The organism is Neobacillus sp. GCM10027624 (assembly GCF_042675345.1).
GTDB classification, from domain to species: Bacteria; Bacillota; Bacilli; order Bacillales; family Cytobacillaceae; genus Neobacillus; species Neobacillus cucumis_D.
This window is the reverse complement of the sequence record NZ_JBHTHD010000002.1, coordinates 317,574-334,177: the sequence shown is the minus strand read 5'-3', so window position 1 is coordinate 334,177 and position 16,604 is coordinate 317,574. Positions and strand designations below refer to the sequence as shown.

17 protein-coding genes and 1 pseudogene are annotated in these 16,604 nt (G+C 36.8%); 15 read left to right on the top strand and 3 right to left on the bottom strand.

Annotated elements, in window-relative coordinates:
* Window positions 1-21: 21 nt before the first annotated feature.
* The 10 genes and pseudogenes from ACFQZ9_RS01675 to ACFQZ9_RS01630 all read left to right on the top strand — a co-directional run.
* A pseudogene (locus tag ACFQZ9_RS01675) lies at window positions 22-192 on the top strand (FAD-dependent monooxygenase); the annotation flags it as partial.
* Window positions 193-625: 433 nt separating this feature from the next.
* Window positions 626-1,429 carry an RsbT co-antagonist protein RsbRA gene (rsbRA, locus tag ACFQZ9_RS01670; protein ID WP_498942024.1) on the top strand — a complete coding sequence of 268 codons (804 nt, stop codon included), beginning with the start codon at window positions 626-628 and terminating at the stop codon, window positions 1,427-1,429.
* A gap of 2 nt (window positions 1,430-1,431) precedes the next feature.
* Window positions 1,432-1,794: an STAS domain-containing protein gene (locus ACFQZ9_RS01665; protein WP_026572864.1), complete on the top strand. Its 363-nt coding sequence runs from the start codon at window positions 1,432-1,434 to the stop codon at window positions 1,792-1,794.
* A 3-nt stretch (window positions 1,795-1,797) separates the two neighbouring features.
* Window positions 1,798-2,199, top strand: coding sequence for an anti-sigma regulatory factor (locus ACFQZ9_RS01660; protein ID WP_198312221.1), 402 nt, complete (start codon window positions 1,798-1,800; stop codon window positions 2,197-2,199).
* A gap of 10 nt (window positions 2,200-2,209) precedes the next feature.
* Window positions 2,210-3,217, top strand: a complete 1,008-nt coding sequence (locus ACFQZ9_RS01655) for a PP2C family protein-serine/threonine phosphatase (RefSeq protein WP_498942023.1) — start codon at window positions 2,210-2,212, stop codon at window positions 3,215-3,217.
* 53 nt (window positions 3,218-3,270) lie between these two features.
* The gene (locus ACFQZ9_RS01650; RefSeq protein WP_498942022.1) at window positions 3,271-3,870 is read left to right on the top strand and encodes a PP2C family serine/threonine-protein phosphatase; all 600 of its coding nucleotides are present in this window, start codon (window positions 3,271-3,273) and stop codon (window positions 3,868-3,870) included.
* Window positions 3,871-3,985: 115 nt separating this feature from the next.
* Window positions 3,986-4,807: an STAS domain-containing protein gene (locus ACFQZ9_RS01645; RefSeq protein ID WP_498942021.1), complete on the top strand. Its 822-nt coding sequence runs from the start codon at window positions 3,986-3,988 to the stop codon at window positions 4,805-4,807.
* A gap of 138 nt (window positions 4,808-4,945) precedes the next feature.
* Complete coding sequence (locus tag ACFQZ9_RS01640; RefSeq protein WP_498942020.1) at window positions 4,946-5,782, top strand: STAS domain-containing protein; 837 nt, start codon at window positions 4,946-4,948, stop codon at window positions 5,780-5,782.
* Between the two features lie 214 nt (window positions 5,783-5,996).
* Window positions 5,997-6,215, top strand: a complete 219-nt coding sequence (locus ACFQZ9_RS01635) for a hypothetical protein (protein ID WP_498942019.1) — start codon at window positions 5,997-5,999, stop codon at window positions 6,213-6,215.
* 109 nt (window positions 6,216-6,324) lie between these two features.
* Window positions 6,325-7,782: an alpha-amylase gene (locus ACFQZ9_RS01630; protein ID WP_498942018.1), complete on the top strand. Its 1,458-nt coding sequence runs from the start codon at window positions 6,325-6,327 to the stop codon at window positions 7,780-7,782.
* Window positions 7,783-7,878: 96 nt separating this feature from the next.
* On the opposite strand, the gene ACFQZ9_RS01625 is transcribed toward ACFQZ9_RS01630, so the two are convergent.
* On the bottom strand, window positions 7,879-8,748 hold the full coding sequence (locus ACFQZ9_RS01625; protein ID WP_498942017.1) for a Rossmann-fold NAD(P)-binding domain-containing protein: 870 nt from the start codon (window positions 8,746-8,748) through the stop codon (window positions 7,879-7,881).
* A gap of 433 nt (window positions 8,749-9,181) precedes the next feature.
* Between ACFQZ9_RS01625 and ltaS the strand changes: the two genes are divergently transcribed.
* The gene (gene ltaS / locus ACFQZ9_RS01620) at window positions 9,182-11,149 is read left to right on the top strand and encodes a lipoteichoic acid synthase (protein ID WP_498942016.1); all 1,968 of its coding nucleotides are present in this window, start codon (window positions 9,182-9,184) and stop codon (window positions 11,147-11,149) included.
* A 111-nt stretch (window positions 11,150-11,260) separates the two neighbouring features.
* On the opposite strand, the gene ACFQZ9_RS01615 is transcribed toward ltaS, so the two are convergent.
* Window positions 11,261-11,998, bottom strand: coding sequence for an SH3 domain-containing protein (locus ACFQZ9_RS01615; protein WP_498942015.1), 738 nt, complete (start codon window positions 11,996-11,998; stop codon window positions 11,261-11,263).
* 5 nt (window positions 11,999-12,003) lie between these two features.
* Window positions 12,004-12,924: a hypothetical protein gene (locus ACFQZ9_RS01610; protein WP_498942014.1), complete on the bottom strand. Its 921-nt coding sequence runs from the start codon at window positions 12,922-12,924 to the stop codon at window positions 12,004-12,006.
* 410 nt (window positions 12,925-13,334) lie between these two features.
* Between ACFQZ9_RS01610 and ACFQZ9_RS01605 the strand changes: the two genes are divergently transcribed.
* From ACFQZ9_RS01605 to ACFQZ9_RS01590, 4 genes are all read left to right on the top strand, one after another.
* Window positions 13,335-14,015: a serine/threonine protein kinase gene (locus ACFQZ9_RS01605; RefSeq protein WP_498942013.1), complete on the top strand. Its 681-nt coding sequence runs from the start codon at window positions 13,335-13,337 to the stop codon at window positions 14,013-14,015.
* 26 nt (window positions 14,016-14,041) lie between these two features.
* Window positions 14,042-14,653: a DedA family protein gene (locus tag ACFQZ9_RS01600; protein WP_498942012.1), complete on the top strand. Its 612-nt coding sequence runs from the start codon at window positions 14,042-14,044 to the stop codon at window positions 14,651-14,653.
* Between the two features lie 43 nt (window positions 14,654-14,696).
* A complete protein-coding gene (locus ACFQZ9_RS01595) occupies window positions 14,697-15,590 on the top strand; it encodes a mechanosensitive ion channel family protein (RefSeq protein WP_498942011.1) in 894 nt (297 codons plus the stop codon).
* A gap of 316 nt (window positions 15,591-15,906) precedes the next feature.
* Entirely contained in the window at window positions 15,907-16,419 is a 513-nt protein-coding gene (locus ACFQZ9_RS01590) for an acyl-CoA thioesterase (protein WP_498942010.1), read from the top strand.
* The last annotated feature ends 185 nt before the right edge of the window (window positions 16,420-16,604 follow it).

Here is a 16,604-nt window from a genome sequence, read left to right as displayed (position 1 = left end):
GGTTTTGATGTGACTGTCATAAATCAAAAAATAGGACGAATAGCCGTAGGGAGCATGATCGAAAAATCAAACTTCAAAATCTTTCTAAGAAATTTACTATTGCGAGTACCCACTCTTATGGCCGTACAGTTTAAGATGGTTTCAAAAATGATTGCGAAAGCTGCCAACGGAATAGAACTGAAAGATTATTGAAATGCAAGGAAAAATCAATGGGACGATTCTGGCTCTTTTAATCCAGAAGAACTGCCCCAATGGTTTTAGAGCCTGGGGCATGATGATATAGCGCCATGTCTGGATACCAATTACTTGTTTTTTTGGATGATAAAATAGTAGAACAGGTAATCTAATAGAGATTATTTAATAAAAAAATGTTAAAAAAGGTTTTAAACGCATGAAAAGGTGGTAAATCATAAACAAGGTCGCAATAATTGAGGGAGGTATTATCGATGGTCTTTTTGAAAAAAACTGAAAATACCTCAATTATTAACATTTTTAGACAGAAAACAAACAGAGCTTGCACAAATTGGTGCAAGCTCATTTTCCGTTAGAACCGGCAGGATTTATCTGTTTTTTGGGACTATTGAATATATGATATACTAAGTGTATAGGTTTAGGAGGGATTATAATGGAGCAGCCAGATTATATTTTTGAATACATACGAACAAATCGGGAACAACTGGTGAAAGAATGGAAAGACAAACTGGTCAGCCTGGATGAGGAAAAAACCGACCAAAATTATGCGAGTTTTTGTAATGACTATATTAATATACTGCTATCCCATTCCATGAACGATCAAGATGGGAAAATAGCTGTGTTTGCTCAGAAATTAGTAGAATTAGGCTGGACATTAAGTTCTATTATAGATAGTGTCTCTGAATTTGGAAAGATTATTTTCTTTCATATCACGGGGAATGATTCAGAAAAGAAACAAGTTGAGTTTGTTTGGGGTTATGATCAGCGGATTAGTCCGATTAACAACCGATTGTTTAACCAATACGCATCCTCATGGCAAAAAACGGTCTCTCAGCAGAAAATTGCCTTGCAAGAGTTATCCGCACCGCTCATTCCCGTTTTTGATAATATTTCCGTCATGCCTCTTGTCGGAACGATTGATACCGAGCGAGCGAAAAAGATTATGGAGAATTTGCTGGAGGGTGTTGTTAAGTTTGGTTCACAAGTGGTGTTAATTGATATAACAGGAGTCCCTGTTGTCGATACGATGGTGGCCCATCATATTATACAAGCTTCCGAAGCTGTAAGATTAGTAGGTGCACAATGTATTATCGTCGGGATAAGAGCAGAGATTGCCCAAACGATTGTTACACTAGGAATTAACTTAGATCAGGTTATGACAAAAAGCAGCTTGCAAAAGGGGATTCTAGCGGCATTAAAAATGACCAATCGAAAAATCGTATCAATGGAGGATTAAGAATGGCTGTCAATATACCCATACTAAAATTATATAATTGCCTGCTTGTTTCCATTCAGTGGGAGCTAGATGATCAAACGGCATTACAGTTCCAAGAAAATTTGCTTCAAAAAATACACGAAACCGGCGCAGATGGCGTCGTAATCGATTTAACATCTGTCGATATGATCGATTCCTTTATTGCGAAAGTGCTCGGTGATGTCATTAACATGTCTAAACTGATGGGGGCAAGAGTCGTTTTAACCGGTATTCAACCGGCTGTAGCGATTACCTTAGTTGAACTCGGAATACACCTTCAAGATGTCCGTACAGCATTGGATTTAGAAAAGGGGTTAGAAAGATTACAGCGGGAGTTGGAGGAGTAGAGCATGGAGAACGAATCCTATGTAAAAATAATATCAGAATGGGATATCGTTGAAGCTAGGCAACTAGGAAGAAATATTGCCAAAGAGCTTGGATTTGGAACGGTTGATCAGGCAAGGATCACAACAGCGATTTCTGAGTTAGCACGAAACATCTATTTATATGCGGGAGAAGGGGAAATCCATATTGAATGTCTCCATGAATTTGGAAGAATCGGTTTAAAAGTGACTGCCATGGATCAGGGGCCAGGTATTCGGGATATTCGAAAAGTGATGGAGGATGGATATTCCACATCAGGAGGCTTAGGGGCAGGATTACCGGGAGTGAAACGTTTAATGGACAACTTTGATCTCATCTCGTCACCCGGAAAAGGTACGACAATCCAGGTGGAGAAGTGGCTGCGTTAGGAGTGAGAGAATGGATTTTAAAGCGATTTTAGAAGCAAGTTATCGGGAAATGCTTCGAAGATACATAGAAGAATCGAGTGAAGTGGCATTGTACCAAGGCCAAATGTTTAGCAGGAAATCAATTGAACATAAGGTATCCCCTGAGGAAATCATCAATATCCATCGTAAAGTGTTAAAGGATTTATTTCCTGATATTCAAAAGGAAATTCTATCCTCATTTGATTTTCTTATGGAGTTTATGATGGACTATGGCTTAGCCTATCAAGAACATCAAAGCTTAAGAAATCGACAGTTTGAAATCATTTCAGAAATTGAGACGGCTGCAAGCATTCAAGAAAACCTTTTAGAAACGCCAGTCCCCGATCATGATGAATTAGATATAGGTGCGATTAGCATTCCGGCAAAGAAAATGAATGGGGATTTTCACCAATTTGTTCAAGAGGGAGAAAAGATTAGTATTGCTATTGCTGATATTATTGGCAAAGGAATACCCGCCGCTCTTTGTATGTCCATGATCAAATATGCAATGGACAGTTTACCAAAGTCCACAAAAATTCCAAAAGATGTTCTAGAATATTTAAATAAAGTCGTAGAAGGAAATATCGGCTCAAGTATGTTTATTACGATGTTTTATGGAATCTATGATTCCGTTCAGCATTTATTTACCTATGCTGGCGCTGGGCATGAGCAAGGGTTCTATTATCATTCTTTAACAGATACCTTTGAAGATCTTACAACAGAGGGTATCGTGTTAGGTGTAGATCAGGATGTTACATATAAGCAATATGAAAAAAGAGTAGAACCCGGTGACATGCTCGTTTTACTCTCGGATGGTGTGACGGAATCAAAGACAGACGAGGGATTTATCGAACGCTCAGCGATCACAGATTTAATTAAAACCTATATGCATTTATCCTCCCAAGAAATGGTGGAAAACATCTATCATGATATTGAGAGATTGCAGAATTTTGAGTTAAGGGATGATTTTACCTTAATTATTTTACGAAGAAAGCAATAGGTAAGGAGAAATATGAATGAATTTAAAAGTAGAAAAGATGCTCGGGTGAAAAAATGCTAGAGCGTGAATCCAATCAGTATATGCAGGCCATTGCCTATCAAATTCAAAAAAAGGGCAACGATGTTAATGGAGATAGTTTCTTTATGAAAGCAATGGATGAATATTTTATTTGCGCGGTAGCTGACGGTTTAGGGAGCGGCCAGCATGCTAATGCCTCATCAAAGGCGATTTGTGAAGTGGTGGAACAACACCATGAAGAAGAGGTAGAAAGATTAATCGACAATTGCAATCAAGTTCTTAAAGATCTAAGAGGTGCAACCGTATCCATTTTGAAGATAAATTTTCTAGAAAAGAGATTCACTTATGGCTCGGTGGGAAATATTGAATTTATTCTTCATAGCCCTTCAGGCCGATTCATTTACCCGATTCCCGTTATGGGGTTTTTATCGGGAAAGCCGCAAAAGTATCACTGTGAAACTTTTTCTTATGAAGAAGGTTCGAAATTTATCATTTATACGGATGGCCTTCTCATTCCAGGTATTAAATCATTAATAAGTAACTCTAGGACGGTTGAAGAAATTTCGAATCATTTAGAGATCTATACACAAACCAGGAAAGATGACTTGACCTATGTGATTGGTCAACTATTTTAGTAAAACGGATCCCCATATGCATGAGTGCGTTTTTTTGAAGAAAGATCATATTGATCGTGAATGAAATCGTTTTGGGGAGCTTCAAAATTACACTTTTACATAAGGAGGACAAACTTTGAATACCTTTTATGACGCAAGAGATATCTCAGAATATATTATCGCAAATAACATGAAATTTCAGGAAAAGCTTTTATCGGAGGCTGTAAATGTTGCCTCTAATATTGAGGGGATTTTAAAAGCCGGAAACATTGATCTTTTGAAAAATGCTCAAAGACTCGTTCTTTACGTTGTCGAAAATTCAATCGATGACCTCATTTCTTTTGCTAAACAAGAAGGCGTCGCTTGGGCGAAACATTCATTAACTTTAGAGTTCAAATTAGAATGGGTACATGCAATAAGACGTACCTTATGGTATTTCATCGAACTTTATGATCAAGAAAATAAGAATTTTAATAATGCTGGCGTTTTTTTTGAATTGGAAAAGAGTGTAAATGATGGGATTGATGAATTTTTAAATACCTTTTTCATTAGCTATTCCCAGTATAAGGATGAATTGATACTTTCTCAAAGGAAGTTAGTTGAACATTTATCGGCTCCAATCATACCAGTCAGTCCAACTGTAGCTGTACTGCCGTTGATTGGTCAGTTTGATTCTTATCGAATGGATATTATTGAAGAAAAAATACTAAAGGAGATTGCAAGGTTAAAGATTCTTACATTGATTATTGACCTTTCTGGAATATCGGATATGGACGAAATGACGATTTCCCATTTTCAAAAAGTATTGATTGGCATTAACTTGATGGGGGCTAAATCAGTCATAACGGGATTACGCCCTGAACTAGTAAGGCAAATGGTTAATTTAGGAATTGACCTTAAAGGTTTAACACAAACAAAAGCAACATTACAGCAAACACTAAATGAACATCTTGCTTAGCCTTCACTTTTTTTGAATGAATCTATCGTAAAGCTAAAAAGTAACCCTTCGTTCTGGTTGGTACGACGGGTACTTTTTATTTTTTAAAATAGTATTATGGCTTTAATATCGATCACAATCAGAGGGAGGTGGGATCGTATGAAAAATAATGAGTTATATCATTTTCTATTAAGGAAAACATGGCAGTTAACAGAACAATGGTATGATTCCTTGGATAAAAGCAACGCATCCGGAGTATATGCTTCCCAAGATCCTAAGGTAATTAACACGCTCAAGCAGCAAAATTATGAGTTTCATTTGCAATTTTGCAATGCATTTAATGAAGAAATCTCTAATGAACAATTCTACAAAGAGTTTGAAGAATGGGTCATGACTGTTGCAAGGGATGAACAACATTTAAGGACGCCTATCCCATTTATTTTAAAGGAATTTTTTAGAGTCCAAGAGCAATATTTAGACTTAGTGCAAGAATTTATTAAGTTACACAAAAATAAATATTCTTATGAAAATATAAATACCTGGAATCGAACCATTGTGAAGAATTTCAATCTGATCATCGCATGGTTTACACAAGAAAGCTATCATTATGCAGAGTTAAAACTCAAATCCCAACAAGAATTAATAAATGAACTTAGTTCTCCAGTCATTTGTTTAAATGACGACGTTGCTTTACTTCCGTTGATCGGTGATATTGATCGTGAAAGGGCAACGTTTCTCCTAGAAAATACCTTAAATCAATGTACGAAACTGAACATTAATCACCTTTTGATTGATCTATCAGGAGTAGTGAAAGTTGATACCATGGTTGCCTTACAAATTTATCAATTGATTAAAGCGCTAAAGTTAATAAACGTTGACTGTACCCTTTCAGGAATTAGACCTGAAATCGCAAAGACTGCTGTTCAACTTGGAATTGATTTTAATAAAATCCCAATTGTTTCTACACTTAAACGAGCGATTAAAAGTTTAGTGTAATCAAATACATTTTTTTAAAAGAACTGACTTTAAAGGTCGTTGAATGACGGCTCGTTTAAGTCAGTTTTTTATTTATAAATAGGTAAAAGTGTTTAGGTCTCTTGGAAAGGGGTATTTAAAATACCAAGGGTACCAAAGAAATAAGCAGCTACAAATTCAGTAGAAAGCTAGAATGGAACAGCGGCATTTTTTTAAAAAAGAGGAGGAGAGGAACATGGATAAAAATAAATATGATCAAAAGAATATGGAAGAAGCTGGTCATAGAGTAGGACTGGCTCCTTATTACCTCAAGGATAGAGAAATTGAGACAGGCAAAAACGATGTTGATTCCGCGCAAGAGCGCACTGAAGAGGATGTTAAGGATTCGCTAGAACAGAATGGTTCGCGAGAAGTCGATAAACAAAATGGTACATCAAGCAGCGAGCAGAGTTAATGAACTCGTTAAATAAATGAGCGAGAGACATGACAAGTCTCTCGCTGTTTTAGTCCATGAGAAAAATAGATACATAGAAAATAAGGGGAGTTGAAGGAGGTAACCGAGAATGGAAAGAAATCATACGATGATGCAATTCTTTGAATGGCATATAAAATCGGAGGGTACTCATTGGAATTATTTAAAAGAAGCTGCACCACAATTAAAAGAAATAGGAATTGATTCGCTGTGGATTCCACCCGTTACAAAAGGGAATTCAGCAGATGATGTTGGTTATGCTGTATATGACTTATATGATATTGGTGAATTTAATCAAAAAGGAGCAATTCGTACAAAATATGGAACAAAACAAGAATTAGCAGATGCTGTTGCTGCCTGTCATAATTTAGGAATTAAAGTCATTGCAGACATCGTTATGAATCATAAAGCAGGAGCAGATGATACCGAAGTATTTCAAGTCGTTGAAGTTAATCCACAAGATCGAATGAAAGAAATTTCCGAGCCATTTGAGATTGAGGGATGGACAAAATTCACTTTCCCTGGACGAAGGGACAAGTATTCCTCTTTTAAATGGAATTTCGAGCATTTTATTGGGATAGACTATGACGCTAAACAGGATAAATCAGGCATTTACCGAATAGTTGGAGAGAACAAAACGTGGAATGACAAGGTAGATGATGAATATGGCAATTATGATTATTTAATGTTTGCGGATATTGACTATAATCATCCAGATGTACGAGAAGAAATGATCCACTGGGGGAAATGGCTGGCCAATACCTTACATTGCAACGGTTATAGATTAGACGCGATTAAACATATTAATTATGATTTTATTAAAAGTTTTGTTGAAGAGGTACGTGTGGATCTTGGTAAAAACTTTTATATGGTTGCTGAGTATTGGAACCGTAATCTCTCAGATTGTCAACAAGTTTTAGAGGATGTCGATTATACGATCCATTTATTTGACGTCCCACTCCATTATAAATTACATGAAGCGTCAATAGCCGGGGCTGATTTTGATTTAACGACCATTTTCAATGAAACGCTCGTGAGCACCAACCCGACTCATGCAGTAACATTTGTCGATAATCATGATACACAACCAAATCAATCTCTTGAATCTTGGGTAGATGACTGGTTTAAACAAAGCGCTTATGCTCTTATCTTACTCCGAAAGGATGGCTTTCCCTGTGTCTTTTATGGCGATTATTTTGGCATTGGCGGGGAAAATCCGATTGAAGGAAAAAAAGTAGCAATTGATCCTCTTGTTTATGCCCGGTACCATAAGGCATATGGAGAACAAGATGATTATTTTGATAACGCAAATCTAATTGGATGGGTTCGAAGAGGGGTGAAGGAATTCGAGCGGTCTGGCTGTGCAGTCGTAATCTCCAACAGTGATGGGGGAGAAAAAAGAATGTTTGTAGGTAAGGAACGTGCAGGAGAAATTTGGGTAGACATTACGAGAACAAGAGATGAAACCATAACGATTGAAGAGGATGGATTTGCATCTTTCCAGGTGGATGGAGGAAGTGTATCCGTATGGGCACAGCAGCATGAATGATAGGATGAGAGTTTTTGTATTCTGGTAATTATTAATCCCTACAAAAAAACACCTTCAGAGTATCCGAAGGTGTTTTTTAAAGTGTAATTGCAATTCTTAACTGGTTATAAATTGCCCTCCATTAATATGAATGATTTGTCCCGTTATATAGGAAGCATCGTTTGAAGCAAGTAAAACGTAACTTGGAGCGAGTTCTTCCGGTTGGCCCGGACGGCCCATTGGAGTGTTTTTTCCAAAGTTTTCAACTTTTTCTTCGGGAAAGGTCGATGGGATTAAAGGGGTCCATATCGGCCCGGGGGCTACACCATTTACTCGTATTCCTTTTTTAACAAGAGATTTGGCCAATGACCGAGTAAAGGAGACGATGGCCCCTTTCGTAGATGAATAATCGATTAACTGTTCGTTGCCCTCATAGGCTGTAACCGAAGCGGTATTAATAATAGCGCTCCCTTTTTTTAAATGTTCCAGTGCAGATTTGGTAAGATAAAACATCGAAAAAATATTGGTGCGGAAAGTTCTTTCCAACTGCTCTGAATTGATATCTTCAATTCTTTGCTGCGGATGCTGTTCTGCGGCATTGTTAACGAGAATATCTAAACTGCCAAGCTCATTTACTGTCTGGGAGATGGCTTCTTGACAGAAAGTCTCATTTCCAATATCACCCTGAATGAGAAGGCAACGCACACCTTCCTCTTCTATTTGGGCCCGCGTTTCCTCTGCGTCCCTATGTTCATCCAAATAAACAATCGCGACGTTAGCACCCTCTTTTGCATAAGCAATCGCAACAGCCTTACCGATTCCACTATCCCCGCCGGTAATAAGCGCTGTTTTCCCTTTAAGTTTATAACTACCTTTGTATGAGGAGTCCTGATCAAGGGGTTTAGGTTCCATTTGAGATTTTACTCCCGGCTGTTGATCTTGATGCTGGGCAGGTTGTCCATTTTGTTGGAGATTTTGGTCAATCATTTACATTTCCTCCTTTAAGTTGTAATCATTCATAGTCTATAGCTACCCGAATTTTCTAGGCATAAACATCTCCAAGATTGCACCAGCTGGGCCGATGTGTAGCCATTTTATCTATTCTAACCAATTTAAATAATTGGTGATTGAAGAGTTTTTGTGGTAATTCATTGATTTCGTGTATTTTTAATGATTGGTAGATTTATCAAAATAACGGGGTAGGTATCATTTTTGGGTGAAAAGTTCAACGTAATTTTCATATTTTGTTCATACCTTGTTCATATTATGGGGTTAAAATAAAAACATGAAAAGTTCTTTTTCATGTTGACCCCTTATTTAATATATTTTTCTTTATCCGGCTCCCAGCTGGGTAATTTTTTTTGTAATAGGGTGCGAGTAAGGGAGAAACAGTATTTATAGATTTGAGAGGAGTTTTAAAATGGAAAAGGTCGGACTACTTAAAAGATTCGATAAGAGTCATATTACCTTTTTTACTCTAGCAGTTGTGTTATTTTGGATCAAGACCTATGCAGCCTATCAAATAGAATTTAAATTAGGCATAGATAATAATCTACAAAAGTTTTTGTTAGCTATTAATCCCATTAGTTCTGGATTATTCTTTATTGGATTAGGTTTACTTTCTAAAAAGCATACCAAAAAGATTATGATTATCATCAATTTTGTATTGTCATTTCTATTATATGCCAATATTGTTTATTATCGATTTTTCAATGACTTTATAACAGTCCCTGTCATTATGCAAGCGAAAACGAATGCTGGACAGTTGGGCGATAGCGCCAATTCCTTAATGTCACCATTTGATATTTTTTATTTCACAGATACTCTTATTCTAATTGTTCTTGCTCTAACGATATTTAAAAAAGCTGTTGTGAAAAATCGTAAATCCTATAAAATAGTATTTTTATTTGCTGTCACTGTTTTCCTTTTTAACCTAGGATTAGCAGAAAAGGACCGTCCGCAATTATTAACACGTTCCTTCGACAGAAACTACCTTGTTAAATATTTAGGGGCATATAATTTTACCATTTTGGATGTCATTCAAAATATCAAAACTTCTAGTCAAAGGGCACTCGCTAGCAGCAGTGATATCACAACTGTAGAAAATTATCGAAAAGCCCATTATACGGCACCAAATCCAGCTTACTTTGGTAAAGCAAAAGGGATGAACGTTATTTACGTTTCATTAGAATCATTCCAAAATTTTATGATAGATTATAAAATGCCAAATGGACAAGAAGTGACGCCATTTTTAAATTCATTGGCTCATGATGGCAACACCTTCTATTTTGATAATTTCTATCATCAAACTGGACAAGGTAAAACATCAGATGCTGAATTCTTAATGGAAAATTCACTATATCCTTTAAATCAAGGTGCCGTTTTTATCAATAAAGCACAAAATACCTATCAAGCGACTCCTGCCATTTTAGGTCAAAAAGGCTATACATCTGCTGTATTTCATGGAAACTACAAAACTTTCTGGAACCGGAATGTTATGTATAGAGCATTAGGCTATGATCAATTTTTCGACGCAGAATATTATAATATGTCTCCTGAAAATATAAAGAACTACGGGATGAAAGATAAGCCATATTTCCAAGAGTCCATGTCCATGCTTGAGGGTTTAAAACAACCTTTTTATACCAAATTTATTACGTTATCCAACCATTTCCCATTTGAAATGGACAAACAAGATACTAATTTTCCAGCCGGAGACTTTGGTGACTCAGTTGTAAATCATTATTTCCAATCAGCACATTATATGGATGAAGCCCTTAAACAGTTTTTCGATGCTTTAAAAGCAGATGGGCTATATGATAAAACGGTCATTGTCCTTTATGGAGACCACTATGGTCTTTCCGAAAACCACAATAAGGCAATGGCAAAAGTTCTTGGCGTTCCAAAAATTACGCCAACCATTAATGCCAAGTTGCAGGAAGTACCATTATATATACACGTTCCAGGTGTAAAAGGTGGGGTTCAGCACCAATTTGGCGGTGAAGTAGATGTTCGTCCAACCCTTCTACATTTATTAGGTGTTGATACAAAAGATTACATTGAGTTCGGTTCCGATTTATTATCTAAAGGCCATCGCAACTGGGCATTGTTTAGAAATGGAGATTATGTTTCGCCGCAAGTAACTGAAGTAAGCGGGAAATTCTACAACCCTAACACGGGTGAATTATTACCTAATCAAAATGCCTATAAATCCATTAATGATAAAATCTCAACAGAGCTTCAAATGTCCGATGCAGTGGTCAATAAAGATTTATTACGGTTCTATACACCAAAGGGATTTAAACCGATTGATCCTAATGATTATCAATATTTAGGTCCTAATGGTAATACGAAACAGCCTAAGGTTCAAACAACTGGGGCTCAATAGCAGTCACGAGAGAGAGGGTTCCGGTTTCTATCCCCAAACCGTAATATCAACCGAAAACCCACAGGGACAGTTCCTATGGCAAAGTGCCTATGGAACCGTCCCTGTGGTTTTTTATTTTTCCCGGACAATGCTGGCTGAAATCCAGCCTTTGACCCCGTTTGCGGTTTGAACTTTTAGCCACTTAATTCCTTTGGAATCTACTTGTTCTTCATTCAAAAAGTGTATGATTTCCCCATTTTCAATCGTATATAGACGATCCGCAGTTAGTGTGGGAGCCACCCGGATATTTCCACCATCTTTATATTCCCTATTTAAAATGAATTCTTTTGTATCATGAGAAGCAGCACTGGATACTTGTTTGTGAACCTGTTCTTGGTTTAACCAGGCCTCAGCTTTCTTCCATTTTTGTGTATACCATTCATTTGGATTGTTCATGGTTGCTGCAGTAAGCAAAATCGCTAAAGCTGTGGCAAAATAGAAGGACCATCTTTTAATCCTTGCCTTATTCCTTTTCCGTTTCCTGAAAAGCTGAATCATTTTGTTGAAAAATCGATCGAACAAGGCAAACATTCCTTCAATGATATCCATCCAAACAGGTATGCCCGCTTTTCCTGCTTCTCTCCTGCTTTTTTGCATCGTGCAAATGAATACCATGATCGGATAGGAAAGGAGATAAAGCAATTTTTTCAACAACCGGCACAACAAGTTGACGAAGGGAGGAACAATGTATAACAAAATCGTTCTTGCCAGCAGCAGGAGCACAAAGAGAACTAAAAAAATACGGAGCCATTCCGGAAGGAGAGAAACCGGTGACCACAACCAAAACAGCTGATTTATAATGGATTCCACAGTCACTACTCTCCTTTATTAAAATAGGATAGAAGTTCTTTCCTTGGACTAGAAATCTGTTTTTGCTCATTTACTTTTGCCAGATCGATGGGAAGATAGGGAAATAGTTTCTTTAGTTTGGCTAATCTTTGTTCTGCCTGGAACTGGTCAATCGTGTGATCGTTGATCAAGTTTAAAAGTTGTTTGTTTACTTCATATTTAAAGGTTTGATTTTGGATAAACTCCGATTCTACCAACCTCTTTGCCATTTCATTTTTTTCTCCAAGCTTCCCAGCAGTGATGAAATCACCATCTTCAAGGGCTTCTTTAATCGAGGCAGAAATCCTGCGCGCTTCCTCTAAGTCATGTGCCTCTTGATAGGCGGATAGTTCTGCGTTCCGGTCTAAATCGGCGATCGTCTCATCATGGCGCTGGTCCCGAATACCTTGCCGGATTAAAACACGAACATTTCGAACAACGATTCCAGCCTCTCTTAACACTTTGACTAATGGCGAGGTTTGAAAAAATTCTTCGATATGCCGGGCAAATCTCAGTTCCTCTTCAATAGGAAAAAATCTTGCTTCTGATTCTACCCAGAAGGGCAGATTATTGTTAATCATGGTGCGAAATTCGCCTGCATTTTGTTGAACCAAGCGTTCCGGGTGTTCGACGGCGATATCGACAAATAAATTGACAGAAAACCTTCTCCCTCTTGTTGCCGAAGGGACCTCCTCATTGTAGGTGATGGTTTGCTGCTGCATATTGACGGTATAAACCCTATGATATTTACCAATCCGCAATTCACTGCGTGACAAACGCTCACCATTTTTAACTGCATAGTAATCGTTGTTTTTATTTACATAAACAAATGAATAAGCCATAGACGACGCCGGCGGTTTTTCCCAGAAACTAAATTTCACGTCTTTCACATCTTCTATAAATTGCATTAGGTTATTCCCTCCAAGTTCACTATTTTCATTGAGAGATCACTCACCCTTGTCTACATTCTATGCAGACAAGGGTGAGAAAAATCCCCATAACTTTGGAGAATTGGGGATGGAGGGAGGATTATAGATATCAAACGGGAAGAGGTAAGGAGGTAGTTAGTTTTTTTCACTAATGAGAGATTTATAGTATTGGGTAAATTGAACCCAAAAAGTATTTCGTTAATACATAATTATCTTTAAGGTAACTGAATAATTTCTGAAACTTACCTTTTAAATAATCGTATAAGTTTATGGTAAGGGGAGTTCAGTGATCAATCATACACTGGTTGTTTGGAGCCTAAAAATAAATGGTTTGAAATTGAGTAGTGGGTGGTTAATAAAGTAAAAAACCAAACAAAAAGGAGATTTTCATGATTCCAGATTGGAAACTGGCAGATGAAGCACTCGGGAACATTGAAGTGATAGGTAATGAAAATAATCAACCTGTTAACATTATTGGGGTTGCTGAAGGTCTGAAATGCATTGGAATTGGAACGGATGCTGCTGTTTTTTATTATCATAAGACTCCAGCCTATGTTTTTAAAGTATATTCTTCTCAAGCATTAAAGAAAAGAGAAGTAGAGGAATATGTCTATGAACATTTAAAAGGGTCCCGTTTTTTTCCTAAACTTTATGGGAACGGACCTAATTACATTGTTTTAAGTTTCGAACAGGGGATAACTTTTTATGATTGTCTTTTACAAGGCATTCCGATCACGCAACAAGCGATTCGGGACGTAGAGGATGCTAGGGTGTATGTTCGTAGTCAAGGTTTGAATCCGAGAGATATTCACCTAAAAAACATCCTTCTGCAAAATGGAAGAGGAAAAGTTCTAGACGTATCGGAATATGTCAAAGAGGGAAACGACCAACGTTGGGAACACCTTGTATGGGCATATAATAACTTCTATCCTTTCATTTCTAGCGTCCAAGTGCCTTTATGGATCTTGGAAACAATAAAACATTTATATTATCGGATTGATTTAGCAGGCTTTGTGCTGGAGGGGTTTTCAAGGCGGGTAAGCCGACTTTTCATCAAACAGCGTAAATAACTAAGGTCCAAATGCTGGAGGAAACTATGGAGTCCCTGATTAAAGATATAATTGAGCAATATGGTTATTTGGGAATCTTTTTTTTAATTGCATTAGAAAATGTTTTCCCTCCGATCCCGTCAGAGCTGATTCTTACTTTTGGCGGATATATGACATACGGAACAAATCTTAGTGTTACAGGTGTGATTATCTCATCAACGATCGGTTCGATCACAGGAGCCATTTGTTTGTATTGTCTCGGTTTATTATTAGATGTAAAAAAATTAGAAAAAATCATCGAGCGCTATGGACGTATTTTGCGGTTAACAAAAGAAGATCTATATCGTGCTGATTCGTGGTTTGATAAATATGGAATTTGGACAGTATTAATCTGTCGGTTAATTCCTCTGATTCGAAGCTTAATTTCCATACCTGCTGGAACGGCAAAGATGAACTTCTGGCTATTTTTAATTTTTTCAACCATAGGGACTATTATTTGGAATAGCATTTTAGTTAATCTAGGAGCTCGATTGGGAGCTAATTGGGAAAATGTAGTATACTTTATGAATCGATTTTCCAATGTGGTGTATCAAATTATTATTATTATTCTTTTTATAGTGCTTATAGGTTGGTATAGGAAGGTAAGAAAAGAAAAATAGTATGTTTAGAGCAAGGGATTTTCCTTTTTAAGGAAGTGAATGGATGGATTTATTAACTTTTACTGAGGAACTTTTTAATTATATTCGGAAGTTTTTACTTTTAAGATTTACACTATTTGCTTTGGTTCTCATGACCTTTTCCTTTGTCGTAAACCGTATTTTAGAATGGTTCTTTAGGAAGTCAAATTTTTTTGATGATGAGGTAGAACAAACGATTCAAAGTGTAATTCGCTCGATTTTTAGGTATGGAATTGCGATCAGCCTTTTTATATATCTAATTAGTCAATTTGTAGATATAAAAGGAATACTTGCAGGTGCAGGTATTGCCGGAGTTGTCGTTGGTTTTGCAGCACAACAAATGTTAAAAGACGTTATATTGGGGTTTGTGAGATTAACGGACAAAGAGTTTCGGGTCGGCGATTTTGTTACTTTCAACGGAACAAATTCAGGTACCATTGAGGAAATCAGTATTCGCTATATGCAAATTCGAGAATGGTCAGGAAAACTCCTTACCATCCCACATGGAGAAATTCGAACGATTCAAAATTTTAATAAAGGCTGGATGCGAGTAATTGAACGGATTACAATAAGTTATCAAGAAGATCCAAAAAGAATAAAGGAATTGTTAGAAAAAGTAAGTGAAATCTGCAATGAAAAATTTGAACAAGACCTATTTAGGCTAGAGGACGAGGTTGTTGAACCTTTTCAATATATTGGCATAACAGACTTAAATCCAAACCTTAAATATGTTGGGTACGAATTTTGTATTGTAGGCACAGTAAAGCCTGAAGAGTATTTTGAAATTTCCAGGCAAGTTAGGTTTGAACTAATGTCTATATTCCACAAGAATCAAGTAGGAATGCCTACAGCGAACATGTTCGTTCATACTGATAAATTTCAGGAGATTCTCGAAGATCAGCCTTCACGAAGCAGGTAAAGAAAATTTAATCATATAGAAAATAAAAGGTGTGATAAAAATTGGAAGGATTTAAGTCAATCTATAAGATTGGCTTATTTTTTTTTGAAAGGAGGGTTAAGTACCTAAAATAAGAATAACACGCAGCAAATGCTACCGGGGGGTAAGGAAAATTCGGAGACAAAGTAAAAATCCCAAAATTAAAAAAATTGGAAAAATATATTGTCAAACTATCATTCTTAATATAAAATACCCTACATGTAGATTGATCTAATTTTCTGAATAAAATTAAGCTAGATATAGTACCAGTGGTTTAGGTGTTTTAAGGAGGAAAAGTATGGAAACAAAATATTGTAGAGACTCACGAGTTATACGAACAAGTCGTGTATTTCCTAATGACGTAAATAATCATAATACATTATTTGGGGGGCGATTAATGAGTGATGTCGACCAGGTAGCATCTATTTCCGCAGCTCTTCATAGTCGCACGGAATGTGTAACGGCTTCAACAGATTCTGTTGACTTCTTATGTCCTGTTCATACTTCAGATTCGGTTTGTTTTGAATCTTATGTGACATGGACAGGTACATCATCCATGGAGGTCTTTGTTAAGATTATTGCTGAAGATTTAAAAAGTGGTGAACGTAGAATTGCAGCGACTGCTTTATTAACATTTGTTGCACTCGATCAGAATAAACGTCCATCACATGTTCCACCGGTCATTCCTGAAACAGATGAAGAGAAAAAGTTGCATGAAACCGCACCAGACCGAGCAAGAATGCGCAAGGAAAGAAAACAAAAGAGCAAAGAATTAGCCACTTTCTTAACCACAAGTTATAGATTGTGTTAACTTCGGAAAGACCAGTCTCTATTATAATCATTCTCTGAATATGAGTACTGTTGATAAAATCTGATAGAATTTATCAAACAATTAAATCAAAAATCTTAGTAGCCGAATTAAGGACCTAAGAAGCTGCGCCTCAATTGTTCGTTACAACTAGCAATTGGAGGTGCATTTTTTATAACCAAATAATG